This window comes from Kribbella sp. NPDC050470, from assembly GCF_044458365.1.
In the GTDB taxonomy this organism is placed as follows: Bacteria; Actinomycetota; Actinomycetes; order Propionibacteriales; family Kribbellaceae; genus Kribbella.
The window spans coordinates 81,614-103,695 of the sequence record NZ_JBITHV010000007.1 but is presented as its reverse complement, the minus strand read 5'-3'; the positions used below and the strand labels follow the sequence as shown (position 1 = coordinate 103,695).

The 22,082-nt window shown below is 68.7% G+C and carries 27 protein-coding genes; 12 read left to right on the top strand and 15 right to left on the bottom strand.

Annotated elements, in window-relative coordinates; all coding sequences use genetic code 11:
- Positions 1-39 precede the first annotated feature (39 nt).
- On the top strand, positions 40-651 hold the full coding sequence (locus ACIBGM_RS21480) for a DUF4245 domain-containing protein (RefSeq protein WP_396386558.1): 612 nt from the start codon (positions 40-42) through the stop codon (positions 649-651).
- Between the two features lie 146 nt (positions 652-797).
- A complete protein-coding gene (locus ACIBGM_RS21475; protein ID WP_396386557.1) occupies positions 798-1,475 on the top strand; it encodes an NTP transferase domain-containing protein in 678 nt (225 codons plus the stop codon).
- On the opposite strand, the gene ACIBGM_RS21470 is transcribed toward ACIBGM_RS21475, so the two are convergent.
- Complete coding sequence (locus ACIBGM_RS21470) at positions 1,476-1,796, bottom strand: multidrug efflux SMR transporter (RefSeq protein ID WP_360526004.1); 321 nt, start codon at positions 1,794-1,796, stop codon at positions 1,476-1,478.
- Positions 1,796-2,395: a flavodoxin family protein gene (locus tag ACIBGM_RS21465; RefSeq protein WP_360526001.1), complete on the bottom strand. Its 600-nt coding sequence runs from the start codon at positions 2,393-2,395 to the stop codon at positions 1,796-1,798. Before ACIBGM_RS21465 ends, ACIBGM_RS21470 begins: the two co-directional genes overlap by 1 nt.
- 119 nt (positions 2,396-2,514) lie before the next feature.
- On the opposite strand from ACIBGM_RS21465, the gene ACIBGM_RS21460 reads away from it, so the two are divergent.
- The 5 genes from ACIBGM_RS21460 to ACIBGM_RS21440 are packed head-to-tail and all read left to right on the top strand — an operon-like array spanning position 2,515 to position 7,538.
- Positions 2,515-3,150 carry a TetR/AcrR family transcriptional regulator gene (locus tag ACIBGM_RS21460; RefSeq protein WP_396386556.1) on the top strand — a complete coding sequence of 212 codons (636 nt, stop codon included), beginning with the start codon at positions 2,515-2,517 and terminating at the stop codon, positions 3,148-3,150.
- 57 nt (positions 3,151-3,207) lie between these two features.
- Positions 3,208-4,608, top strand: a complete 1,401-nt coding sequence (locus ACIBGM_RS21455; protein ID WP_360525995.1) for an extracellular solute-binding protein — start codon at positions 3,208-3,210, stop codon at positions 4,606-4,608.
- A gap of 10 nt (positions 4,609-4,618) precedes the next feature.
- A complete protein-coding gene (locus ACIBGM_RS21450; RefSeq protein WP_396386555.1) occupies positions 4,619-5,692 on the top strand; it encodes an ABC transporter ATP-binding protein in 1,074 nt (357 codons plus the stop codon).
- Entirely contained in the window at positions 5,689-6,663 is a 975-nt protein-coding gene (locus tag ACIBGM_RS21445) for a carbohydrate ABC transporter permease (protein ID WP_396386554.1), read from the top strand. The genes ACIBGM_RS21450 and ACIBGM_RS21445 overlap by 4 nt, the downstream gene beginning before the upstream one ends.
- Positions 6,660-7,538, top strand: coding sequence for a carbohydrate ABC transporter permease (locus ACIBGM_RS21440; protein ID WP_360525986.1), 879 nt, complete (start codon positions 6,660-6,662; stop codon positions 7,536-7,538). Before ACIBGM_RS21445 ends, ACIBGM_RS21440 begins: the two co-directional genes overlap by 4 nt.
- 9 nt (positions 7,539-7,547) lie before the next feature.
- Here ACIBGM_RS21440 and ACIBGM_RS21435 read toward each other — a convergent pair whose 3' ends face one another.
- From ACIBGM_RS21435 to ACIBGM_RS21425, 3 genes are read right to left on the bottom strand one after another with little or no spacing between them, the layout of a single operon-like run.
- Positions 7,548-7,763 (bottom strand): exodeoxyribonuclease VII small subunit, encoded by a 216-nt coding sequence (locus tag ACIBGM_RS21435; protein WP_396386553.1) that lies wholly within the window; start codon positions 7,761-7,763, stop codon positions 7,548-7,550.
- Entirely contained in the window at positions 7,760-8,980 is a 1,221-nt protein-coding gene (xseA, locus tag ACIBGM_RS21430) for an exodeoxyribonuclease VII large subunit (RefSeq protein ID WP_396386552.1), read from the bottom strand. Before xseA ends, ACIBGM_RS21435 begins: the two co-directional genes overlap by 4 nt.
- A gap of 33 nt (positions 8,981-9,013) precedes the next feature.
- Positions 9,014-9,556, bottom strand: coding sequence for a TetR/AcrR family transcriptional regulator (locus ACIBGM_RS21425; RefSeq protein WP_396386551.1), 543 nt, complete (start codon positions 9,554-9,556; stop codon positions 9,014-9,016).
- 117 nt (positions 9,557-9,673) lie between these two features.
- On the opposite strand from ACIBGM_RS21425, the gene ACIBGM_RS21420 reads away from it, so the two are divergent.
- Together ACIBGM_RS21420 and ACIBGM_RS21415 are read left to right on the top strand one after the other, a co-directional pair.
- A complete protein-coding gene (locus ACIBGM_RS21420; RefSeq protein ID WP_396386550.1) occupies positions 9,674-9,931 on the top strand; it encodes a hypothetical protein in 258 nt (85 codons plus the stop codon).
- A gap of 369 nt (positions 9,932-10,300) precedes the next feature.
- The gene (locus ACIBGM_RS21415; protein WP_396386549.1) at positions 10,301-11,329 is read left to right on the top strand and encodes a 4-hydroxy-3-methylbut-2-enyl diphosphate reductase; all 1,029 of its coding nucleotides are present in this window, start codon (positions 10,301-10,303) and stop codon (positions 11,327-11,329) included.
- Here the strand turns inward: ACIBGM_RS21415 and ACIBGM_RS21410 are convergent.
- The 3 genes from ACIBGM_RS21410 to ACIBGM_RS21400 all read right to left on the bottom strand — a co-directional run bounded on the left by ACIBGM_RS21410 (position 11,322) and on the right by ACIBGM_RS21400 (position 13,964).
- Positions 11,322-12,077, bottom strand: a complete 756-nt coding sequence (locus tag ACIBGM_RS21410) for a hypothetical protein (protein WP_396386548.1) — start codon at positions 12,075-12,077, stop codon at positions 11,322-11,324. The two genes, ACIBGM_RS21415 and ACIBGM_RS21410, sit on opposite strands and share 8 nt — an antisense overlap.
- 2 nt (positions 12,078-12,079) lie before the next feature.
- The gene (locus ACIBGM_RS21405) at positions 12,080-12,598 is read right to left on the bottom strand and encodes a SigE family RNA polymerase sigma factor (RefSeq protein ID WP_396386547.1); all 519 of its coding nucleotides are present in this window, start codon (positions 12,596-12,598) and stop codon (positions 12,080-12,082) included.
- 250 nt (positions 12,599-12,848) lie between these two features.
- Complete coding sequence (locus ACIBGM_RS21400) at positions 12,849-13,964, bottom strand: aromatic ring-hydroxylating dioxygenase subunit alpha (protein WP_396386546.1); 1,116 nt, start codon at positions 13,962-13,964, stop codon at positions 12,849-12,851.
- Positions 13,965-14,025: 61 nt separating this feature from the next.
- On the opposite strand from ACIBGM_RS21400, the gene ACIBGM_RS21395 reads away from it, so the two are divergent.
- Positions 14,026-14,493, top strand: coding sequence for an NUDIX hydrolase (locus tag ACIBGM_RS21395; RefSeq protein WP_396386545.1), 468 nt, complete (start codon positions 14,026-14,028; stop codon positions 14,491-14,493).
- Here the strand turns inward: ACIBGM_RS21395 and ACIBGM_RS21390 are convergent.
- From ACIBGM_RS21390 to ACIBGM_RS21365, 6 genes are all read right to left on the bottom strand, one after another.
- Positions 14,490-14,939: an SRPBCC domain-containing protein gene (locus ACIBGM_RS21390; protein WP_396386544.1), complete on the bottom strand. Its 450-nt coding sequence runs from the start codon at positions 14,937-14,939 to the stop codon at positions 14,490-14,492. The two genes, ACIBGM_RS21395 and ACIBGM_RS21390, sit on opposite strands and share 4 nt — an antisense overlap.
- Positions 14,936-15,277: a metalloregulator ArsR/SmtB family transcription factor gene (locus ACIBGM_RS21385; RefSeq protein ID WP_360525952.1), complete on the bottom strand. Its 342-nt coding sequence runs from the start codon at positions 15,275-15,277 to the stop codon at positions 14,936-14,938. The genes ACIBGM_RS21390 and ACIBGM_RS21385 overlap by 4 nt, the downstream gene beginning before the upstream one ends.
- A 105-nt stretch (positions 15,278-15,382) precedes the next feature.
- Positions 15,383-16,573 carry a glycoside hydrolase family 64 protein gene (locus tag ACIBGM_RS21380; RefSeq protein ID WP_396386543.1) on the bottom strand — a complete coding sequence of 397 codons (1,191 nt, stop codon included), beginning with the start codon at positions 16,571-16,573 and terminating at the stop codon, positions 15,383-15,385.
- Positions 16,574-16,696: 123 nt separating this feature from the next.
- On the bottom strand, positions 16,697-17,866 hold the full coding sequence (locus ACIBGM_RS21375; RefSeq protein ID WP_396386542.1) for a DNA recombination protein RmuC: 1,170 nt from the start codon (positions 17,864-17,866) through the stop codon (positions 16,697-16,699).
- Between the two features lie 123 nt (positions 17,867-17,989).
- Complete coding sequence (locus tag ACIBGM_RS21370; RefSeq protein WP_360525943.1) at positions 17,990-18,757, bottom strand: polysaccharide deacetylase family protein; 768 nt, start codon at positions 18,755-18,757, stop codon at positions 17,990-17,992.
- Positions 18,758-18,863: 106 nt separating this feature from the next.
- Positions 18,864-19,583: a DUF817 family protein gene (locus ACIBGM_RS21365; protein WP_396386541.1), complete on the bottom strand. Its 720-nt coding sequence runs from the start codon at positions 19,581-19,583 to the stop codon at positions 18,864-18,866.
- Between the two features lie 115 nt (positions 19,584-19,698).
- Between ACIBGM_RS21365 and ACIBGM_RS21360 the strand changes: the two genes are divergently transcribed.
- Together ACIBGM_RS21360 and ychF are read left to right on the top strand one after the other, a co-directional pair.
- Positions 19,699-20,229, top strand: a complete 531-nt coding sequence (locus ACIBGM_RS21360; protein WP_360525938.1) for a GNAT family N-acetyltransferase — start codon at positions 19,699-19,701, stop codon at positions 20,227-20,229.
- Between the two features lie 54 nt (positions 20,230-20,283).
- Positions 20,284-21,360 (top strand): redox-regulated ATPase YchF, encoded by a 1,077-nt coding sequence (ychF, locus tag ACIBGM_RS21355; protein WP_396386540.1) that lies wholly within the window; start codon positions 20,284-20,286, stop codon positions 21,358-21,360.
- 15 nt (positions 21,361-21,375) lie between these two features.
- Here the strand turns inward: ychF and ACIBGM_RS21350 are convergent, their stop codons facing one another.
- Positions 21,376-21,873 (bottom strand): SMI1/KNR4 family protein, encoded by a 498-nt coding sequence (locus tag ACIBGM_RS21350; protein WP_396386539.1) that lies wholly within the window; start codon positions 21,871-21,873, stop codon positions 21,376-21,378.
- Positions 21,874-22,082: the final 209 nt, after the last annotated feature.

Here is a 22,082-nt window from a genome sequence, read left to right as displayed (position 1 = left end):
CCCTCCGGACCCTGATCGGCGAGATGGGACACTCGTGTCATGAGTTCGACGGGTCAGGGTGCTGCCGGCGAGGCGGAGGCACGCGAGAAAGCGCGCGCACGAGCCGAGGAGATCGCTTACCGGGAGCAGAACCGCCGGGACCGGGCGAAGGCCCGCACGCTGAAGAACATGGTCTGGGCGCTGCTGGCCTGTTTCGTCGTGGTCGCGTTCCTCATGGTCGTCACCTGGCGGCCCAAGGAGGAGCGGATCAAGGCGGTCGAGTACACCGCGCAGCTCGAGGACGCGAAGAAGGTCGCCCCCTGGGTCCGCGGCCCGGCCCCGATGCCGGACGGCTGGACCGCCACCAGCGTGCAGTTCCGCACTCCCGAGCAGAGCCCGGTCACCTGGCACCTCGGCATGGTCACCAACGAGAAGAAGTACGTCGGCCTGGAGCAGTCCAATGTGACCGGCACGAAATTCCAGAGCGAGGAGCTCGGCAAAACCACCGACGACGGTACGTCGACCGTCGAAGGCGTCACCTGGCAGCGCAAGGTGCTGCAGGACCGCAAGGGCGAGAACGCCTTGGTGCTGGTCGGTTCCGGCGTCACCACGATCGTGGTCGGAAATGCCGGCTACCCCGCCCTTGAAGCGTTTGCTTCGGTCCTGGGCTGATCATTTCCTGACCACGTTCCGGACGGTCGTTGACACGTCGGGTAGCTGCGGGGTTCCATCGATTCTTCGGCTCGAATTTGCTCGGGGAAATCAGCAGAGGGAGCCTGCGTTGATTTCGACAGCCCAGGTCCGGGGTTGAGGCGAGCATGTTCGTCACCGGACTCCTGCTCGCCGCGGACGGTTCTCCCCAGCTCGGCGTACCCAAGCAGCTTCTGGCCTACCACGGTGACACGCTGCTCGGAGCGACCCTCGGCACCGCCCGGGAGTGCGGTTTCGACCAGCTGGTCATGACGCTCGGTGCCGCGTCGGAACAGATCCGCGACCGGATCGACCTCGACGGCGTCCGGGTGGTCGAGTCGCCGCACGCCGACACCGGAAGCTCGTCGATCGTGCCCGCGATGGATGCCGTCGACCGCCGTACCGACGGCATCGTGGTGCTGCTCGGCGACCAGCCGGGTGTGACGTCGGCCACGGTCTGGTCGCTGGTCGCCGAGGTCGCCGGCCCGGCCACCCCGATCGGCGTCAGCCGGTACGACAACGGCCGCGCCCACCCGTGCTGGTTCGGCCGGGAGCTGTTCGGCGAGCTGCGCGGGCTGCGCAACGACGGCGAGCTGTGGGAGGTGATCGAGCTCGGCCAGTACCCGGTCACCCAGGTCGATGCCATCGGCAACGTTCCGCCGCGGGTCGAGACGTGGGACGACTACCGCCGGCTGGTGTCCGGTTGCAACCCGGCGCACGGCGCCTTCGCGCCGGGAGCCTTCGACGACACCCATCCCACGCCACTGCCCGTCCGCGGCCCGCGCCGCCACCGCGCCACTCCCTGATCAGTCCGCGCCCACCAGTCGCAGGCCGACGACGCCGGTGACGATGAGGGCGATGCAGGCCAGCCGGGCCGGCGTGATCGGCTCGCCGAACAGCAGGATGCCGAGCGTGACGACGCCGATCGATCCCAGGCCGGTCCAGATCGCGTACGCCGTACCGACCGGAAGGTGATCCAGCGTCTTCGCCAGCAGGACGACGGACGTCACGCCGAAGACCAGCACCCCGACGGTCGGCCAGAGCCGGCTGAACCCTTCACTCGGCTTGAGGCTGAGTGCGAAGGCGATCTCGAACGCCGCCGCAGCGAGCAGAACCAGCCACGCCATCAGGCCGCCAGCGCTCCTCTCAGGTGCCGCAGTGTGACGGTCGCGACCCGGGCGCCGAGCGCCTCCGCGGTCCGCAGGTCCGTGGCCGGCGGCGCCTTCTCGGCGGACAGGTCGGCGTCGGACTGCGCCATCGCGCCGAGCCAGCTGCCGAGCCGGTTGAGATCCTCGATACTTGCGGTGCTCTCGGCCCAGCCCGGGTAGATGTCCAGGCCGACCCAGATCATCCCGTGCTGGGCCGCGAACACGGCGAAGTCGACCAGGCTGTTCAGCTTGTCGCCGGACATCGCCTTGGAGTTGGTGAACCCGGCGGCGATCTTGTCCCGCCAGGCCAGGTTGTCGGCCCAGGCCCGGACACTCTCCTCGGCGAACTTCTTGAACACCCAGCTCGGGCTGCCCATGTACGTCGGGGCGCCGAAGACGATCGCGTCCGCGGCGGCGAGCCGGGCCCAGTCGTCCTCGGTCAGCTCGTCCAGCGGCACGAGCTCGGCGACGGCGCCCGGCACGGTCGAGGCGCCGGCCGCGACTGCCTCGGCCTGCCTGGCCGTGTGGCCGTAGCCGGAGTGGTACGCGATCACGATCCGGGCGGGGGTGATGCTCATCGACGTCCTCGCTTCGCTCCGGGCGCCGATGAGGCGCGATATGCACTGTGCTTGATGATGAACTCGCTTCGCTCGTTCATGCCTTCCTCCAAGGTCTTTAGCGGACTACAGTCCGTCTTATGAACGACAGTACCGGACCGCGGTCCGCTTCACAACGAGATCTTCCGGTCGTCGGACAGGCGCGCCCGGAACGCGCGGACGCCCGGCGGAACCGGCTGAAGGTGCTGGAGGCGGCGGAGCGGCTCTTCACCGAGCACGGCGTGAAGAACGTGTCGCTGGATGCGATCGCCGCGGCGGCGGGGGTCGGCAAGGGGACGGTGTTCCGCCGTTTCGGCGACCGGGCCGGGTTGGCGGTCGCCCTGCTCGACGAACGCGAGCTCGAACTCCAGGCCAAGGTCCTCAGCGGTCCACCGCCGCTAGGCCCCGGCGCGCCCGCGCTCGAGCGGGTGACGGCGTTCCTGGACGCCTACCTCGACCTGCTGGACCGGCACATCGAGCTGTTCGTGGACAGCGAGAACGCCTCCGAAGGCGCCCGCTACCGCATCGGCTCCTACCACCTCTGGCACCGCCACCTGTCGCTACTGATCGAAGACGCCCGCCCGGACCTGGACGCCGACTACACGGCGCACCTGCTCCTGGCCCCGCTGGCCGCTGACCTGCACCATGCGCTCCGGATCGGGGGTTTCGCCCTGGCCCGGATGAAGTCCGGACTCGGTCAGGCCGCCGAGTCGCTGCTGCGACTCTCGACAAGTTGACCGAAACGGATCTCCGTGAACAGGCTGGGGAGAAGAGTCTCGTGCTGGAGGTCCGCGATGGACGAGCCGACTCGTATATCCCGACGGAGCCTGTTGTGGCTGACTGCTGTTGCGGCCGGTGCCGCGGCGTGTGGTGATGCGGCAGAAGACGCGGGGCCGCCTGAGGCGACCGTTCCCGCGCCGAGCCCGACCCTGGCCTCACCGACGTCGAGGCTGTCCGGCGACCTGAAGATCCTGCTCTGGAGCCACTTCGTGCCGAGCCACGACGCGTGGTTCGACCCGTTCGCGAAGAACTGGGGCTCGGAGGTCGGCGTCAACGTCACCGTCGACCACATCAACAACACCGAGATCGTGGCCCGGACCGCGGCCGAGATCCAGGCCAAGCAGGGGCACGACCTGATCCAGTACATCGCGCCGTTGTCGCAGTTCGAGCCGAGTGTCGTCGACCTCAAGGACGTCGCGCAGGAGGCCCAGCGGCGACACGGCGAGCAGTTGGCGCTGTGTGTGAAGTCGAGCCAGAACCCGGCCACCGGAAAGCACTACGCGTACTCGCCGGGCTGGGTGCCGGATCCGGGCGACTATCGCAAGAGCCTGTGGGAGTCGGTCGGCCTGGCCGACGGCCCGGCGTCGTGGGAGGACCTGCACCGCGGCGGCGCGGAGATCAAGAAGGCCAAGAGCATCCAGATGGGTGTGGGCATGTCCCAGGAGATCGACTCCAACATGGCCGGCCGGGCCTTGATGTGGTCGTACGGCGCCTCGATCCAGAACGAGAACGAGGAGGTGGTGATCAACTCGCCGGAGACGATCGCCGCGGTCGAGTTCATGCAGCGCCTGTTCAAGGACACGATGACGAACGAGGTCTTCTCCTGGAACCCCGCCTCCAACAACCAGGGCCTGATCGCCGGCCAGATGTCCTACATCCTGAACTCGATCTCGGCCTGGCGCACCGCCCAGGAGGCCAACCCGGAAGTTGCGGACGACATCTACTTCGTGCGGGCGCTGAAGGGCCCGAAGGCCGGACTCGCCGCTCAGCACGTGATGTACAACTGGATCGTCCCGAGCCACGCGCGCAACGTCGACGCGGCGAAGGAGTTCCTGCTGCACTACACCGCCAACTGGCCGTCGGCGACGTACCACTCGAAGCTCTACGACCTGCCGGCGTTCCCGAAGCTGGTGCCGCAGCTGAACAGCTGGCTGGACAACGATCCGTTCGGCGCGAAGCCGGCCGACAAGCTGTCGGTGCTGAAGAACGCGATCGAGTGGAGCACCAACATCGGCTACCCGGGGCCGGCGAACACGGCCGAGGGCGAGGTCTTCGCGACGTTCGTCATCCCGAACATGTTCGCGAAGGCGGCCCGCGGCGAGCTCAGCCCCGAGCAGGCGGTCACCGATGCCGAGCGGCAGATCAAGCCCATCTTCGACAAGTGGCGGCAGCGCGGTCTGGTCGGCGGAGTGTAGGTGAGGTCGAGTGGCTGTCGTCGAAGTCCGCAACCTGCGCAAGGTGTTCGACGGCGGCCGGGCCCGCCGTCGCGGCGCACATGGCCGGGTCGACGCAGTCGACGGGGTCGACCTCGCGACGGCCGAGGGGGAGTACCTCGTGCTGCTCGGCCCCTCGGGCTGTGGGAAGACCACGCTGCTGCGGACGATCGCGGGCCTCGAGCGACCGACCGACGGTGAGGTCCGGATCGACGGGCACGTCGTGAACGAGTTGCCGCCGCGGGCCCGCCGGGTCGCAATGGTCTTCCAGAGCTACGCGTTGTACCCACACAAGACGGTGCGCGCCAACATCGTCTTCCCGCTCAAGGCACAAGGGATCGACAAGGCGGAATGGGCGGGCAAGACCCAGTGGGCGGCCGAGTTGCTCGGAATCGGGTCCCTGCTCGACCGGCGGCCTCGGCAACTGTCCGGCGGCGAGCGGCAGCGGGTCGCGCTGGCCCGGGCGCTGGTCCGCGAGCCCAGCGTGTTCCTGCTCGACGAGCCGCTGTCCAACCTGGATGCGAAGCTGCGGGCGAGCGCGCGCGACGAGCTCAAGCGGTTCCAGCGCCGGGTCCGGACCACCACGATCTACGTGACCCACGACCAGGTCGAGGCGATGGGCCTGGGCGACCGGATCGCGGTCATGTACGCCGGCCGGATTCGGCAGCTCGGTCCACCGGTCGAGGTGTACGACGAGCCCGCGGACACCTTCGTCGCCACCTTCCTCGGGTCGCCGCCGATGAACCTCGTGCCACGAGACGGCGTACTCGTCGGCTTCCGGCCCGAACATCTGCTGCCGGCGTCGCTGGTGCACGGTGACGACCGGCTGCTGGTGCCGTTCCAGGTCGACCGGGTGGAGCACCTGTCCGGAGACCGGCACCTGTACGGCGTCGTCCGCGGGCTGGGGGCGGAGACGCGGGTGATCGCGCGGCTGCCGGCGACCGTGACGGCTCCGGTCGAGCCGGGTGAGGAGCACGAGTTCGCCGTACACGCCGAGCGGTTGCGGTTCTTCGACGCGGACAGCGGCGAGCGGAGCGAGCCCGTATCGGTGCGGACCGGGTCATGACCGATCCCGCCCTCCTCCCACCACGCCCACCCAGTCAGCCGACCGAGGTGCGACCCGAGGTCTCACCGCCGGTAGATCTGGGAGTACGGCGACGGTTCGCCGACCGCGAGGGGCTGCTCGCCTGGGTGTTCCTGCTGCCGTCGGTCGGCTACATCGTCGCGCTGGTGGCGGTCCCGTTCTTCCTCGCGATCGCGTTCAGCTTCAGCGACGTCACGGCCGGGGACCCGAGCTTCGACTGGGCCGGGCTGGGGAACTACCAGAACGTCTTCGACGACCCGGTCTTCTGGCGATCACTGCGCAACACCATCGTGTTCACGGTCGTCTCGATGGTGCTGATCGTTGTCCTCGGCAAGATTCTGGCGAACATCCTGGTCGCCGACTTCCACGGCAAGTGGGTGGTCCGGTTCCTGGTCCTGCTGCCCTGGACCACGCCGGTCGCGCTGTCCACGATCGCGTGGTTGTGGCTGCTGGACTCGGTGTTCTCGCCGATCGACTGGGTGCTGCGCGAGTTCGGCGTGATCGACGCCAACATGTACTGGCTCGGCAAGCCGAACCTCGCGATCGGGTCGGTCATCCTGGTGCACGTCTGGCGGCTGGTCCCGCTCGCCGCGGTGATCATGATGGCCGGGCTGGTGGCCATCCCGAAGGACGTCCAGGAGGCCGCGGCGGTGGACGGCGCCGGCTTCTGGCGGCGGATGCTCGAGATCACCGTCCCGCTGACGCTGCCGATCATCGCGGTGGCGGCGCTGTTCGGGGCGATCCTGACCTTCACCGACATGGCCGTCGTCTACGTGCTGACTCGGGGCGGCCCGACCAACTCCACCCAGGTGCTGGCGAGCTGGGCGTTCTTCCGCGGGATCGAGGGTGGCGACGTCGGCCAGGGCGCGGCGATCGCGTTGTTCCTGTTCCCGTTGCTGCTGGCAGCCGCGATCGCGATTCTCCGGGCGGTACGGCGGATGGACGTCTCGTGAAGGCAGCCGAGATCGAGCAGTTGCGGCGGCAGGCGCGCCGGCGTCACGTGGCGTCCCGGATCGCCGTGTACCTGCTGGCGATCCTGGCCGCGCTCGGCGCTGCCGGGCCGTTCATCTGGGCCGGAATCACCGCGTTCAAGGAGAACCGCGACCTCTACCGGCGGACCAACAACCCGTTCCTGTTCAACCTGACGCCGACCAGTGAGCACGTCGACTACCTGTTCAACAGCACGGAGTTCCCGACATTCGTGTGGAACACGGTCTGGGTCGGTCTGCTGGTCACCGCGATCACGCTCGGTCTCAGTCTCCCGGCGGCGTACAGTCTGGCCCGGCTGGACCGCCCGTGGTCGGGACCGATGGCCATCGCGATCTTCTTCGTCTACCTGGTTCCACCGACGCTGCTGTTCCTGTCGCTGTCGCGGGTGGTGGTGGCCGCCGGGCTGCAGGACCGCACGTGGTCACTCGTGCTCGTCTACCCGACCATCACGATCCCGGTCTCTGTCTGGCTCCTGATGGGCTTCCTGCGGTCGATCCCGAAGGACATCGAGGAACAGGCGATGGTCGACGGCTACAGCCGGCTCGGCGCCTTCGTGCGTACCGTCGTACCGCTGGTGTTCCCCGGCGTGGTGGCGGTGGTGGTCTTCGCGTTCACGCTGACCGCGAGCGAGTTCATCTACGCGCTGGCCTTCGTGTCTCCGTCCGGCGAGAAGCCGATCAGCACCGGCGTCCCGACCGCGCTGGTCCGCGGCGACGTCTTCTTCTGGCAGTCCCTCCAGGCCGCCACCGTCCTGGTCGCGGTCCCCATCGCCCTCGTCTTCAACCTCTTCCTGGAACGCTTCATCACCGGCTTCACCCACGGAGCCGTCAAGGGCTGAGCCTGAAGGTCAGTCGGACTTTTCCTCGTGGGTGGCTTGGGCTTTGGCGAGGCGTTCGCGGGCGCCGTCGAGCCAGTGCTGGCAGGTGGCGGCCAGTTCTTCGCCGCGTTCCCAGAGGGCGAGGGACTCCTCGAGGGTGGTGCCGCCGGCTTCGAGTTTGCGGACCACCTGGACCAGCTCCTCGCGGGCCTGCTCGTAGGAAATCTCCGGTCGGTCTCCGCTCACGTGTTCTCCTCGGACTTGACTTCGACAGCGAATCGGCCGTCGCTGACGCGTGCCTGCAGCAGATCGCCGGCAGCCACCTGCGCCACTTCCCGTACGGCGGTCCCGTCTGCCAGCTGCAGCACGGAGTACCCCCGCTCCAGCGTCGCCTTCGGGCTGAGCGCCCGCACGCTCGCCAGCCGGTGCGTGATGTCGTCACTCGCCCGATCCAGCCGATGGGTCAAGGTACGACGGTTCCGCTCCACCAGCGCCGTGATCTCGTCGGACCGCCGCTGCAGGTCGGTCACCGGCGCCGCGAGCGACGGCCGGCTCCGAATTGCCGCCAGCGCATGCATCTCCCGCTGCAGCCACCCCGTGATCGCCCGCAGACCGCGCTCCCGCAGCAGCCGCACGCCGTCCAGCTCCTCGCGCACATCCGGCACGATCCGCTTGGCCGCATCCGTCGGTGTCGACGCGCGCAGATCCGCGACCAGGTCCAGCAGGGGCGAGTCCGGCTCGTGGCCAATCGCGCTGACCACCGGCGTCCGCGCCCGGGACACCGCGCGGATCAGGCCCTCGTCCGAGAACGGCAGCAGATCCTCCAGTGACCCACCGCCGCGCGCGATCACGATCACCTCGACCGACTCGTCGCCGTCGAGCTTCCGCAGCGCCGTCATCACCTCACCCGCCGCCGCAGGCCCCTGCACCGACGCGTACTCCACCCGGAACGCCACCGCCGGCCACCGGCGCTTCGCGTTCTCCAGCACGTCCCGCTCGGCCGCGGAGTCACGACCGCAGATCAGCCCGATCGTGTGCGGCAGGAACGGCAACGCCTTCTTCCGGTACGACGCGAACAAGCCTTCCGCGGCAAGGAGTTGCTTCAGCCGCTCGATCCGGGCCAGCAGCTCGCCGATCCCGACGTGCCGGATCTCGTTGACCGCGAGCGCGAGCGTGCCGCGGCGGGCGAAGAAGTTGGGTTTCGCGTTCACCACCACGCGGGAGCCGTCGGTGACGGGCGGGTCGACCGCCTCGAACACCCGGCGGTTGCAGGTGAACCGCAGCGAGATGTCCGCGTCGGTGTCGCGCAACGTGCCGAACACCGTGGTCGTCCCACGCCCGATCGACACGTCGGTCAGCTGCCCCTCGACCCACACCGCGCCGAGCTGGTTGATCCAGCTGGCAATACCGTTCGCGATCGTGCGAACGGCTGCAGGCGCATCCGGCGAGGTCTCCAAAGCCACGTCCAGACCCTACGGCCCCGCGCCGACAATCTCTCAGCTGGGCGCGGCCAGTTGCCGGATCACCTTTTCGAGCAGGCCGTCCGGGAGTACGCCGGGCAGCGTCAGCTGCTCCAGCATGTAGCCGCCGACGGTCAGGTACAGCAGGAGCGGGTCGCCAGGCAGGCCGTGCTCGCGGTGCAAGTGGATGTTCTCGTCCAGGTTCTCCCGGACCCGCTTGGCCAGCGCCTCCTGGAGTGCGGGCCGGCGCGTGGCCTCGAGGCGGAGCTCGAGGAGCGCCAGGTAACCGGCCCGGTCCTTGGTCAGCCGCTCCTGCAGGAGATGGAGCAGCGCGGTCAGGGACTCGGTCGACGGCGGCTGGTCCAGATGCTCCGGATCGGCGCCGAGCCGGTCGTGGACCCGCATCCCGGCCTGCAGCAGCAGGTCGTCACGGTTGGCGAAGTAGTTCGACGTCGTCCCGTTCGGCACGTTCGCCGCCAGGTCGACGGATCGGAAGGTCAGGCCGCGGGCACCGTCGGCCGCGAGCACCTCGATCGCCGCGTCCACCAGCGCGGTCCGCCGTTCCGGATTGGTCCGCATCAGCTTCTCCCTTGGTGAACCACTCCGTGCATAGTGCTCTGTCTGGAGTGGTTTCACCAAGTACCCGCAGACGCTGCACAACCGGCGTCGCCGTACTCACCTACCATCAGGCCTGACATGCACCCCCTCCTACTCCTGGACTTCGACGGCCCGCTGAATCCCCATCGTGCGCAGGGGATTCCGGCCGGCTACGAGCGGCACGAGATCGTCGAGGGTGACAGGTCGTGGGTGGTGCTGCTGAATCCGCAGCACGGCGTGGAGCTCAACGCGCTCGCGGAGGTGTTCGAGCTGGTCTGGGCGACCTCGTGGGAACACGGCGCGAACCGGCTGCTGGCGCCTCGGCTCGGGCTCCCGCGTTTGCCGGTGATCCAGTAGCCGGATCGGAGGCCGGTACGGCGGGGGTCGTGGAAGACGCCGTACGTCGCTGAATGGGTGGGCGACCGCCCGTTCGTCTGGGTGGACGACGAGGTGGGGGCGGAGGATCAGGCGAGGCTCGGCGGGCGTGGGGTGGTGCACCGTGTGGACGCGCGAACCGGGCTTACCCGATCCGACTTCAGGGCCCTTCGGGAGTACGGAAATTCCTTTGCGGGGAAGGGAAAACACCCGCACCATTGAGGTGCTGGAAACACCTCCCGGGGGGAGCCGTCCGGACAGGGCGGACGGCTCCTCGACGCGAGCTCGGTGATGCTGGTCACAAAACCGGGTGACTCGGGTGCTGCGTGATCCGGCCCGTACCATGGGGGCGTGACTGCCCAGCCTGAGAACACTTCCACGACCGCGGTGAAGACCAAGCGGGTGCTGCTCGCTGCGCCGCGTGGGTACTGCGCCGGCGTGGACCGGGCGGTGGTGGCCGTGGAGAAGGCCCTCGACCTGTACGGGCCGCCGGTCTACGTGCGCAAGGAGATCGTGCACAACAAGCACGTCGTGCAGACCCTGCAGGCGCGTGGCGCGATCTTCGTCGACGAGACCGACGAGGTGCCCGAGGGCGCGACGGTGATCTTCTCCGCGCACGGCGTCGCCCCGGTGGTCCACCAGGAGGCGGCCGCGCGACAGCTGAAGACGATCGACGCGACCTGCCCGCTGGTGACCAAGGTCCACCACGAGGCCAAGCGGTTCGCCGCCACCGACTACGACATCCTGCTGATCGGCCACGAGGGCCACGAGGAGGTCATCGGCACCAGCGGCGAGGCGCCGGACCACGTCCACCTCGTCGACGGCCCGGGCGATGTGCCGAACGTGACGGTCCGCGACCCCGAGAAGGTGGTCTGGCTGTCCCAGACCACGCTGTCCGTCGACGAGACGATGGAGACCGTGCGGCGGCTCCGCGAGCGGTTCCCGAAGCTGCAGGACCCGCCCAGTGACGACATCTGCTACGCGACCCAGAACCGCCAGGCCGCGGTCAAGAAACTGGCCGCGGAGGCCGACCTGATGATCGTGGTCGGCTCCCGCAACTCCTCGAACTCGGTGCGCCTGGTCGAGGTCGCCCTCGAGCACGGCGCGAAGGCCGGCCACCTGGTCGACTACGCCGCCGAGATCGACGAGGCCTGGCTGGAGGGTGTCGACTCGGTCGGCGTCAGCAGCGGCGCGAGCGTGCCCGAGGTGCTGGTCCGCGACGTCCTGCGCTGGCTGGCCGAGCGCGGGTACGCCGAGGTCCAGGAGGTCACCACGGCCGAGGAGAGCCTGACGTTCGCCCTGCCTCGCGAGCTCCGCAGTGACCTCAAGGCGGCCGGCCTGCCGACCACCGGCACCTCGGACCACGCCTGGACTATTTGATCACCAGCTTGATGGTCTTGCTGGTGTCGAACGGCCCGTCGTTGCCGCAGTACCCCACCGTGTAGCGGAAGGTGTAGGTGCCCGGCTTCGTGTAGGTGTGGGTGTCGATCCGGTAGGTCTCGCGGCCGGTGGTCCGCTTCTTCGCGTTCTCGCACGTCACCGCACCGCCGTCCGACCCGCCCGGGAGCTGGCCGTCGCCCCACGTGTAGTTCGTGCCGCCGGACAGGTTGAGGAACGACGTGTCGGCGGGCAGTTGCTGTCCCTCCGAAGTGATCGGCCTGATCACCGTCCCGGACACCGTGACATCGATGGTGACGGTCCGGCCGTTGATGGTCGGGTCCAGCTTGACGTCGACACTGGTCGGCGGCGCGGCAGGCGGGGTCGTCGTGGTCCTGGTACCGGTGGCTTTGGCTCCTGTGGTGACACCGCTCCCAGGTTTGGGAGTTCCCGAGGGACCCACTGTCTTCGATTGGAACGGCTTCGGTGTGTTGACGATGGTCGGCGTCGCGACCACCGTGGCCGGCGCGCTCGGGGTGTTGGCCACCGGCGGGCTGCTGTTGATGTCGGTGAGGTTGCCGGCGGCAACGGTGACGGCGACCACGGCGGCCGCGGCCAGTGTCACTACGCCGGCGGTACGGCGACGCCGTACCGAACGGACCCGGGCGAACACGGTCTCGCTCGGCACCCCGCTCGGCGGTGGCGGATCGGCGACGAGCTGCTCGAACTTGTGCTTGAGATCGTCGGTCATGGTCAGCCCTCCTTCTGGACCGGGGTGGGAAGTGCGGTGATCAGTGCGTGTTCACGGAGCTTGGCGAGGCCGCGGGAGACGTTGGACTTCACGGTGCCGACCGAGCAGCCCATGATCTGGGCGATCTCGGCTTCCGGCAGGTCCTCGAAGTACCGCAGCACCAGCGTCGCCCGGGTACGGCGGGGGAGCGTCGCGAGTGCCCGCAACAACAGGTCGCGGTCGTCGACTGCGCTGTACTCCTCCCGGCCCTGCGACTCGGGCAGCTGCTCGGTCGGTGTCTCGCCCCGCCACTTCCGCCGCCACCACTGGGTGCTGGTGTTCACCATCACCGTCCGGGTGTAACTCTCCAACGCGTTGCCGCTGCGCAACGAGCTTCGGTGGAACCACACCTTGGTCAGCGAGGTCTGCACCAGATCCTCGGCCAGATGCCACTCCCCGGTCAGCAAGTACCCGAACCGCTGCAACGCGGTGAACCGCCCGTCCACGAACTCGGCGAACTCGCAGTCCCGTCCTGGATCCATCCCAACCCCTATCCTGGCCGTGTCTGGTGATTCCCCGCCTACTGCGCGGCACTCGGCACGGCACCTCGCCGCCCTGGAGCAAAGGCCACGATGAAACCACATCGAGACCTTCGCTCCAGCGCGCCGAGCTACCGCACCGAGCACCTGCTCGCGACGGCGCGGAATCACCAGACACGACCTTGTGCAACTCGGTCAGACCTGAGATGCCCCGGCCGGGAGCAAAGGTTGAGCGGTTGCGCGAGAAAGAATGTCAGGTGCTGAGCGGCTTCCCCAGGTACCCCCGGGCGATCATCGTCACCCACTGGTAGACGGCGTCCTCGGCGGGCGCGAGCGGGCCGGGCCGGAAGTGCGGCGACTCCGCCCCGCGCTGCACGGACTCGCACGCAGCCCAGTCCTCGCGGTTGGTGACGTCCCAGAACTCCACGGCGTACGACGGGTCCGTCACCTCGGCCGGGAAGTACCAGGAACACTCGATTGCAGTCACCCCGGGCGCGCGCGGCTTGAGCCGGTGCGTCATCACGTAGTCGGGATGCAGCGAGATCAGCAGGTTCGGGAACAGCCCGAGGTAGTTCACCCGCCGCGGATCCACTCCGGGCAGCGGCACCCCGCGCGACCGCCCGTCGAGCGACATCGTCTCGGCATCCGGTCGCAGGTCCATCAGGCCGCCGACCCACGCGCCCGGCAGGTTCCAGTTGTCGCCCGACGTCGGCGGCGACACCTTGCACAGCTCGGGGTGGATGAGCGGGCAGTGGTAGCACTCGTGGTAGTTCTCGACGATCGTCTTCCAGTTGGACGCGACGTCGTACCGATGCCGCGCCTTGAGCTCCAGGGCCTCGGGCCGATACGGCGCGACCAGCTCGGTGATCCCGCCGAGGTGCTCGGCGAACGGGCCCGCCGTACCCGTCGCGTTCACGAACAGCCACCCGTGCCACACCTCAGCCGGCAACTCGACGAGCTTGTACGGCGCCGCGTCGAACGTCTCGCCCATCCGCGGCGCAGCCTTCACCGCGCCGTCGAGCTCGTACGACCACCCGTGGTACGGGCAGACCACCGCCCGCCGATCGCTCGACTCGTCGCAGGGCAGCAGCTCATGCCCGCGATGCCTGCAGGTGTTGGCGAATGCCCGCGGCCGATCGCCGAACGTCAGCACCACCCCGACGTCGCCCACGGTCAGCGCCCGCTGCGTCGTACCTGCCGACAACTCGTCCACTCGCCCGAGACAGGTCCAGCTCCCGGCGAAGAAGTGCCGCCGCTCCCACGCGAGTACGTCGGGGTCCGTGTACGCCTCCTGCGGCAACATCACCGACTCCCCATGAGGCCGCAGCGCAGCCTCCAATCCGCGAGCATTCACCGGAGCTTTCGTCATCCGCCCACTATCGGCCGTAACCCCTTTCCACGTCGACCATCGCGTGGGCCAGGATGATCCGATGAGCTCGCAAGGAAGCTTCCGCCTCGCGGCGTACGCGGTCTGCATCGTGGACGGTCGGGTGCTGCTCGCCCACTACAGGTCGGAGAACTGGACGCTGCCAGGTGGCCGGGTCGAGCACGCGGAGGACCCGTTCGACACCGTGGTCCGGGAGGTCGCCGAGGAGACCGGCTACACCGCCGTCGTGGAGCGCCTGCTGGGAGTCGACTCGCGGGTGATCCCCTCCGCTGAGGCCCGTGCCGGCATCGAGCACCAGAACATCGGCATCTACTACCAGGTCCGAATCACCGGCGGCGACCTCCGCCCGGAGCCGAACGACGAAACCCCCGACTCCGCCTGGACCCCGCTCGCCGACGTTCCCACCCTTCGCCGCTCATCGTTGGTCGACGTAGGCCTGACGCTTTCTCAGACCAACCCGCCGACCGGTCACGTCGCGCACGTCCCAGTCGGCGGCCTGATCCAGCATTAGCGGGCGCCGGCGGCGTACAGGCTGAGGACGCGATCCCAGCCGATGTCGTAGCCCGCGCGGGCGCGTACGCCGTCCGGGCGGCGCTCCCAACCGGTGTGGGTCAGGACCACCTCGGTGCCGTCGGCAACTGCAGTGAAGGTGACGGTCACGTGGCCGGCCTGCTGTGGGTCGGACCCGGGGTGCCAGGTGAAGCTGACCGACTTGGGCGGATCCCAGTCGGACACGGTGCCCCACGAGCCGATCTCGCCGTCGTCGCCGTACTCGACGATCCGGCCGCCGACGGCGCCCTCCAGCCGCACCTCGCGGGCCTTGTCCTCTGCGATCGAGTGCGTCAGCAACGGCCACCACTGCGACATCTCGGCCGCGAACACCTCGAACGCCCGCTCCGGCCCGACCGGCACCACGACCTTCTTCACCAACGGCGCGAGCTCCTGCTGGATGTTCATGTCTCCTCCTCGGTACGCCGTCCCTCGGTCCGGCGGATGTGATCCGCGTACGCCTCGAGGGCGTCGCCCCAGAACTGGTCGAGCCAGCCGCGCAGCTCGTCCAGGCCGGTCCGGTCGATGCGGTAGATGTTCCGCGTGCCCCGCGACTCGTGACTCACCAGGCCCACTGCCCCGAGCACTTTCAGATGCTGGGAGATCGCCGGCCGGCTGACCGGCACCCGCTCGGCCAACCCGCCGACCGAGCTCGGCCCACCCTGCCGCAGCGTCTCCAGGATCGCCCGCCGCGTCGGATCCCCCAGGGCATCCAGCACGGCGCCGACCATTCCGTAAGTCCCCACGAACGGTAAGTTGCCACTAACCATTCGATTCGTCAAGACCTCACGACAGACCACCGCACCGCGACCGGGGCTGCCGGGTGCGGTGCGGTGGTCCGGGGCGGTCCTTCAGTTGAAGGGATCGAAGGTGAGGTAGGCCTGCTGGGGGTTGCCGTCGTGCACGAGGGACTCGTGGGCGCCGACATCGTCGAAGGCGAACGCGTAGGCCTTCCCGTCGGCCATCTGGGCGTGGATGTGGCGGGCGTAGTGGTTGGTGACGCCGTCGAGGTAGAAGCCGGCGTTGTTCGGGTCGGGCTGGTTCGGGTTCGTCAGCAGCGTGGAACGGTTGTAGCCGGCGCACAGGGTGCGGGAGATCGGGCCGCGGATCTGGTCGTTCGGTGCGTCGAGCAACTTGAAGCAGCCGAAGATGCTGGCCGAGTCGGGTTTCTGGAACGACGTGACGACCGCGCCCGAGCTGTTGGTGAAGTTCATGGCGTTGCCGGAGACGCGGCCGAAGTACTTGATGCTCGGCTGGTCGCCGAACGGCGTGACCGTCAGCGTCTCCGAGCTGTACTTGGACCAGACCCGGTTCACGTAGTCGTCCATCGCGTTCGCCGGGAGCGCGCCGGTCTCGACGCCGTACAGCGGGGACAGCGCGCGCAGGACGCTGCCGTCCGGTGCTGTCTGGACCAGGTTGGCCCAGCCGCCGGGCTGGCCGCGGAGCGCGTTGAGGACACGGTTGTAGCCGCCGGGTTTCAGGTGGCCGGTGTACTTGTCGGTCCCGTTGGCGAGTTGCACGCCGACGGCGTACGGCGCGGAGAACATGTCGACCTGGGTGCTGTTGATCCACAGGCCCGCGTCGTTGAGCGTGTACTCGGACCAGTTGAACAGGATGTTGCGGTTCGGGTCGCTCGGGTTCTGTACGGCGGGCTGCACCAGGCCGCCCGTCGTGAGCTTGAAGACGAGCTTCTGGCCGTAGGAGAAGTACACCCGGCCGGAGAACTTCGGCATCCGGATGGTGAGCGACTGCCCGTTCGCCGGTCCGGCGATCGAGGCGTCGGGCGCGGGCGTCGGCGGATTACCGCCGGCCGGCCAGGCGTGGAAGTTGCCCGCAGCATCGGCCCAGCCTTGCTGTCCGGTGGCCAGGTTGGTGCCCAGGTTGTAGACGTAGACCGGATCCGCGCGGCCCGAGTTGTTGGTGATCTTCAGCGGGATGGTCGCGGGAACGGCCGCCGCCGGACTGTCGTTCGTGGCGGTCAGAACGCCGGCAATGCTCGCCGCGGCCACGGCGATCGCCAGCAGATGAAGTTTGATGCGCACTGTTCCTCCTCACAGGGGGCGTGTGAGAGCGCTCTCACCGTTTCGCGCCGCCACCACCGCTGTCAATGGCCCGCCGCTGTCGGCTTTCCGACAGGTGCAAATGGTCAGCCGGGCTGGGAATGGTCAGCCGGCTTGGGTCGGAGGCCACTTCCGCATCGGGTCGGGGTCCTCCAGCGCCAGGAACTCCGGAGCAGTCAGCGGGCGGACCGAGGCCTCGATCGACTCCATCGCCGTGAGCTCGGCCTCGGTGACGTGCAGGTCCCGGAGCTTCCGCGCAGTGATGAAGACCCGGCGCTCGAACGACCCGACCGTGCCGTTGTACGCCTCCACCGCAGACGTCAGCGACCGGCCGACCCGGCTCAGGTGGTCGCCCATCGTGCTGAGCCGCTCGTACAGCTCGCGACCGAGCTCGAACACCTGCTGCGCGGACTCGGTCAGCGCCGACTGGTTCCACGCGTACGCCGCCGCGCGCAAGGTGGCGATCAGCGTGGTCGGCGTCGCCAGGATCACCCGCCGCTCAGCGCCGTACTCGAGCAGGCTCGGCTCGACGTCGAGCGCCGCGGACAGGAACGACTCGCCGGGCACGAACAGGATGACGAACTCCGGCGATGGCGACAGTCGCGTCCAGTACGCCTTCGACGCGAGCTGATCCACATGTGTTCGCAGGTGCCGGGCGTGCGCGCGCAGCCGGTCCTCGCGGAAGGCGGCGTCGTCCGACTCGGCCGCCTCGAGGAATGCGGCCAGCGGCACCTTCGAGTCGACGACCAGATTCTTGCCCTCGGCAAGTCTCACCACGAGGTCCGGCCGCAGCAGCCCGTCCTCGCCGACGGTCGTCGTCTGCTCGGTGAAGTCGCAGTGCGCGACCATGCCGGCCAGCTCGACCGTACGGCGAAGATGCAACTCACCCCAGCGCCCCCGCACCTGCGGTTTTCGAAGCGCCGTCGACAAGGAGGCCGTTTCCCGGCGGAGCGCCTCGCCGCTCATCCGCACCTCGTTGACCTGTTGATGAAGCTGGCTCTGCCAGGCCGCGCGTCCTTGCTCCAGTTGATTCAGCTGCGCGTGCAGGCGATCCAGCGCCTCTTTCACCACGGCCTGGCCGCCCATCTGCTGGCCGACCGTCGTCCTCTCCTGGGTCAAATCGACGACGCGATCCTCAGCGGCATCCCGCTCGGCCGTCACCCGCGCGAGCAGGGCGCCGTCCCGCCCGCGCACCCAGAGCACGCCGAACACAGCCCCGAGGAGCAACCCCACGAGGAGGAACAGCAGCATCAACAACACCGTCGTACCGGTCATGTGACAGATAGTGCCGAACGCCGCCGACAGTTTCCGCCCAACTCCCGCAGAGTGCCGGAAGAATGCCGAAAGAATGCGTGCTCAGTGCCGGGTGCGTTCCGGATCCGCGAGCAAGACTCGACGTCAGCAGTCCATCGCGGGGAACGAGTAGCCCTGCGCCTTCAGGAGGGGGAGCATCGTGTCGAGAGCGGCAACTGTCTGCGAGCGGTCCCCGCCGCCGTCGTGCATCAGGACGATGTTGCCCCGGTGGGCGTGCGTCAGGACGTTGTGGACGATCGCCTGCGTGCCCGGCCGGGCCCAGTCGCGCGGATCGACGTCCCAGAGCACCTGCACCATCCCGGCCGCCTTGATGTCGGCGCGGACCTTCGCGTTCGTGGCGCCGTACGGCGGGCGGAAGCAGGTCGAGTGGGGTCCGTCGAAGATCTCGTGGTGCCGTTTGGTGGCGGACATCGCGGTCAGCTGCGGATGGGTGATCGAGTGGCTGCCGATCGTGTTGCCAGCGGCAAGCACTTGCTCACGCAGTCCCGGGTGGGCCGCCTGCATGCTGCCGAGCTCGAAGAACGTCGCGTTGGCGCCGTGCTTGGCCAGCACCTGCAGGATCTTCGGTGTCCAGACCGGGTCCGGACCGTCGTCGAAGGTCAGGAAGAGCACCTTCTTGTTGCCTGCGGCAAGCGCAGCGGTCGGGTTCGGCACCGGCTTGTGCGGCGAGACGGGCGCGTTCACGTTGGGTGTCTTCGTCGGTGTCGCAGACGGTGTTGTCGACGAGGAGGTCGACGCGACGGCGGGCTTGGGCGGCTGGCCTTTGCCCAGGGCAATGGCGACCAGAGCACCGACGACGAGAACGGCCAGCGCCGTACCGGTGGCGACGAACGTGGCGAACCTGCGCGACATGACGCACCCCTTGCAGATCAGGCGGATGTACCCCGGTCGCTCCCCCTGAGGAGCCCTCACAGCGCGGCTTCGAGCCGCTGTGCCGGACACCTGAGAAGACGCCCGGTCACCTGGTCTGGTTGGCGTTCTCGTGTTGCGGTGAGATCTCAGCTGCGTTGACGTCGGTCGCCCGCGGCGTCGCAACGGTGGCCGGTGCGCCGCGGTGGTAGAGCCTGCCCTCCAGCGACTTCACACTCGCGACCAGGACGAAGCTCATGCTCACCAGCAGCGCCCACGCGCCGAACTTCGCCGGATGCACGAGCCGCCAGACGTCCACCTGGTCCGGGTAGTTCCACGCGTCCATTAAGGTCCCGAAGTTCTCCGCGACCCACAGGAAGAAGCCGATCAGCCCGAACGAGACCGCGAGCGCCGCGAGGACGGTGGTCAGCAGCGGCCGGTAACCGCTCACGCGCAGGTCGAGCCGCCGCCAGGCCTGGCAGATGTAGCTGCCGACCGCGGCGTACATGAACCCGGCGAACAGCGGCACGCCACCGATCTTGGTGAACGCCTCACCCGGGTACTGCCACGACCCGACCTGCACCTTGAACAGCTCCAGCCCGAGCCCGACCAGGTGGAACCCGAAGATCACCGCGACCTCGCGCCACGTCTCCAGCCCGACCACCCAGAACAGCAGTGTCAGGCCGACGCAGTAGATGAGCAGAGCGTCGTACCGGGGGATCAGGTCGACGTACTTGGACACGGCGAGGCCGGCGAACAGGCAGACCGGGAAGAGGCAGGAGACCGCCTCCAGCCAGCCGAAACGCAGAAATTGCAGGCATCCGGTCACGAAGCGTGGTCGAAAGGCGGCGCGATCTCCCCAACTGGTCACAGACTGGAGACGTCGCTTGCTCTCGGCTGGTTCGGACGGATACATGATCGGCAAGGGATGCGGGAGGTGCCGGATGGATCCGAAGGTGGTCTACGAGACGGAACGGCTCGTGGTGCGCGACTGGGTGGACACCGACGAGGACCGCGTGTTCGACATCTACCGGCGCTGGGAGGTCTCGCGCTGGCTCGGCGCCGAGCCCCGAGTGATGACGGCCCGCGACGCCGCCGCCCAGGCGATCGCGCGCTGGAACGACCGCAACCAGGACCGGGTGTATGGCGTCTGGGCGGTGGAGGAGCGCTCGACGGCCACGGTCGCGGGGACCGTGCTGCTCGTCCCGCTGCCCGATCCGTCCGACGGGACCGAGCACAAGGGCGAGGTCGAGGTGGGCTGGCACTTCCACCCCGACGCCTGGGGCCGCGGCCTGGCGACGGAGGCGGCCCGCGGCGCGATCACGCACGGGTTCAAGGGCGGCCTGGACGTGATCTACGCGGTGGTCCGCCCCGACAACGCCGCCTCCCTGGCGGTCTGCCAGCGCCTGGGCATGCGGTCGCTGGGCCGGACCAGCCGCTGGTACGGCGCGGAGCTCGAGGCGTTCCTGATCTGACCGGCGGGCCGCGGATTGGGGTGCGGCGGGGTTGGCCGCGTACCCTTGACGCCCGTGGCACTCACCATCGGAATCGTCGGGCTCCCCAACGCGGGCAAGTCCACCCTGTTCAACGCACTGACCAAGAACGACGTGCTCGCGGCGAACTACCCGTTCGCGACGATCGAGCCGAACGTCGGCGTGGTCGGTGTGCCGGATGCGCGGCTGGGCAAGCTGGCCGAGCTGTTCAGCTCCGCGAAGGTGATTCCCGCCACGGTGCAGTTCGTCGACATCGCCGGGATCGTCCGCGGCGCGTCCGAGGGCGAGGGCCTGGGCAACAAGTTCCTCAGCCACATTCGCGAGTCGGACGCGATCTGCCAGGTCACCCGGGTGTTCCGCGACGACGACGTCACCCACGTCGACGGCAAGGTGTCGCCGGCCGACGACATCTCCACCATCCAGACCGAGCTGATCCTGGCCGACCTGCAGACCGTCGAGAAGGCGATCCCGCGGCTCGAGAAGGAAGCCCGGCTGAAGAAGGAGAGCGCCGTCGTGCTCGAGGCGGTCCGGGCCGCGCAGAAGCACCTCGAGGCCGGGACGCCGATCATCGCCAGCGACGTGGACCGGGACGCCATCCGCGAGCTGATGCTGATGACGGCCAAGCCGTACCTGTACGTCTTCAACTGCGACGCCGACGAGCTCGCGGACGAGCCGCTGAAGCAGCAGATGCGGGACCTGGTCGCGCCGGCCGAGGCGATCTTCCTGGACGCGAAGTTCGAGGCGGAGCTGGTCGAGCTCGGCGACGAGGACGAGGCCCGCGAGATGCTCGCCGAGATGGGCATCGACGAGCCGGGGCTGGACGTGCTGGCGCGGGTCGGTTTCGAGACGCTCGGCCTGCAGACGTACCTCACCGCCGGCCCGAAGGAAGCCCGCGCCTGGACCATCAAGCGCGGCGCCACCGCCCCCGAGGCCGCCGGCGTCATCCACACCGACTTCCAGCGCGGCTTCATCAAGGCCGAGATCGTCTCGTACGACGACCTCGTCGAAGCCGGCGCCATGACCGCCGCCCGCTCCGCCGGCAAAGTCCGCATGGAAGGCAAGGACTACACCATGCAGGACGGCGACGTAGTCGAATTCCGCTTCAACGTGTAGCCCAAGGGGCGCGGGTCAGGGTTCTTGGTTGTCGTAGTGGGTCTCGTCGACGAGGCCGGCCATGAAGGTCTCGAAGTTGGGCGCGAGGACCGTGATCCTGTAATCCCATTCCTGATCCACGTGCACGACTGCCGGCTCGCCTGGTGCGCGGTAGTCGAGGGCGACCATGTCGTGGCCCGCCGAGGGGCAGTCGGCGATGTAGATTCCGAGATCGGGGTAGCCCCATTCCGCGACCCAGAACGCACTCCCCGCCTCACCGCACAGACTGAAGTTTGCCGTTCGACCGATGGCGGCCAGCGAGACCACGCCGACATGGTCCTCGGCCCAGGTGGTCCGGCTGGGCGCAGGGTGGGCGTCGCGGGCCAGGAAACCGCCATTGTGTCGGCGGGCCAAGGCCACGTAGGCGGCGGGCAGTCGGTGCCCGAGTTCAGCCTCGACCGCCCGCAGGACGTCGTCCGTGACCGGTTCGGCGAAGGGGTCGGAGCCGTCGAAGACCGTCGAAGGATCGAGCACGGCCTGACTGTAGACCGTCGGTGGATCGAGGACGGCCTGACTGTAGACCGTTGAGGGATCGAGGACGGCCTGACCGTCGAGGTGGGCGGCGACTTACTGGAGTTCCGGTTCCAGTCGGTGGTGGGTGGACCTAGGGTTGTGGGGTCGGGTAGCGTCCGGGGGGCGTGGTTGGGGCTGCGTCGAGACTCGCCGGAAGGCTGGAAGCCACC

What these genes read in the sequence shown, in the direction of transcription:
- ACIBGM_RS21480 (WP_396386558.1), top strand. Translation starts at nt 40, where the DNA reads ATGAGTTCGACGGGTCAGGGTGCTGCCGGCGAGGCGGAGGCACGCGAG.
- ACIBGM_RS21475 (WP_396386557.1), top strand. Translation starts at nt 798, where the DNA reads ATGTTCGTCACCGGACTCCTGCTCGCCGCGGACGGTTCTCCCCAGCTC.
- ACIBGM_RS21470 (WP_360526004.1), bottom strand. Translation starts at nt 1,796, where the DNA reads ATGGCGTGGCTGGTTCTGCTCGCTGCGGCGGCGTTCGAGATCGCCTTC.
- ACIBGM_RS21465 (WP_360526001.1), bottom strand. Translation starts at nt 2,395, where the DNA reads ATGAGCATCACCCCCGCCCGGATCGTGATCGCGTACCACTCCGGCTAC.
- ACIBGM_RS21460 (WP_396386556.1), top strand. Translation starts at nt 2,515, where the DNA reads ATGAACGACAGTACCGGACCGCGGTCCGCTTCACAACGAGATCTTCCG.
- ACIBGM_RS21455 (WP_360525995.1), top strand. Translation starts at nt 3,208, where the DNA reads ATGGACGAGCCGACTCGTATATCCCGACGGAGCCTGTTGTGGCTGACT.
- ACIBGM_RS21445 (WP_396386554.1), top strand. Translation starts at nt 5,689, where the DNA reads ATGACCGATCCCGCCCTCCTCCCACCACGCCCACCCAGTCAGCCGACC.
- ACIBGM_RS21425 (WP_396386551.1), bottom strand. Translation starts at nt 9,556, where the DNA reads ATGCGGACCAATCCGGAACGGCGGACCGCGCTGGTGGACGCGGCGATC.
- ACIBGM_RS21420 (WP_396386550.1), top strand. Translation starts at nt 9,674, where the DNA reads ATGCACCCCCTCCTACTCCTGGACTTCGACGGCCCGCTGAATCCCCAT.
- ACIBGM_RS21410 (WP_396386548.1), bottom strand. Translation starts at nt 12,077, where the DNA reads ATGACCGACGATCTCAAGCACAAGTTCGAGCAGCTCGTCGCCGATCCG.
- ACIBGM_RS21405 (WP_396386547.1), bottom strand. Translation starts at nt 12,598, where the DNA reads ATGGATCCAGGACGGGACTGCGAGTTCGCCGAGTTCGTGGACGGGCGG.
- ACIBGM_RS21400 (WP_396386546.1), bottom strand. Translation starts at nt 13,964, where the DNA reads ATGACGAAAGCTCCGGTGAATGCTCGCGGATTGGAGGCTGCGCTGCGG.
- ACIBGM_RS21395 (WP_396386545.1), top strand. Translation starts at nt 14,026, where the DNA reads ATGAGCTCGCAAGGAAGCTTCCGCCTCGCGGCGTACGCGGTCTGCATC.
- ACIBGM_RS21390 (WP_396386544.1), bottom strand. Translation starts at nt 14,939, where the DNA reads ATGAACATCCAGCAGGAGCTCGCGCCGTTGGTGAAGAAGGTCGTGGTG.
- ACIBGM_RS21375 (WP_396386542.1), bottom strand. Translation starts at nt 17,866, where the DNA reads ATGACCGGTACGACGGTGTTGTTGATGCTGCTGTTCCTCCTCGTGGGG.
- ACIBGM_RS21370 (WP_360525943.1), bottom strand. Translation starts at nt 18,757, where the DNA reads ATGTCGCGCAGGTTCGCCACGTTCGTCGCCACCGGTACGGCGCTGGCC.
- ACIBGM_RS21360 (WP_360525938.1), top strand. Translation starts at nt 19,699, where the DNA reads ATGGATCCGAAGGTGGTCTACGAGACGGAACGGCTCGTGGTGCGCGAC.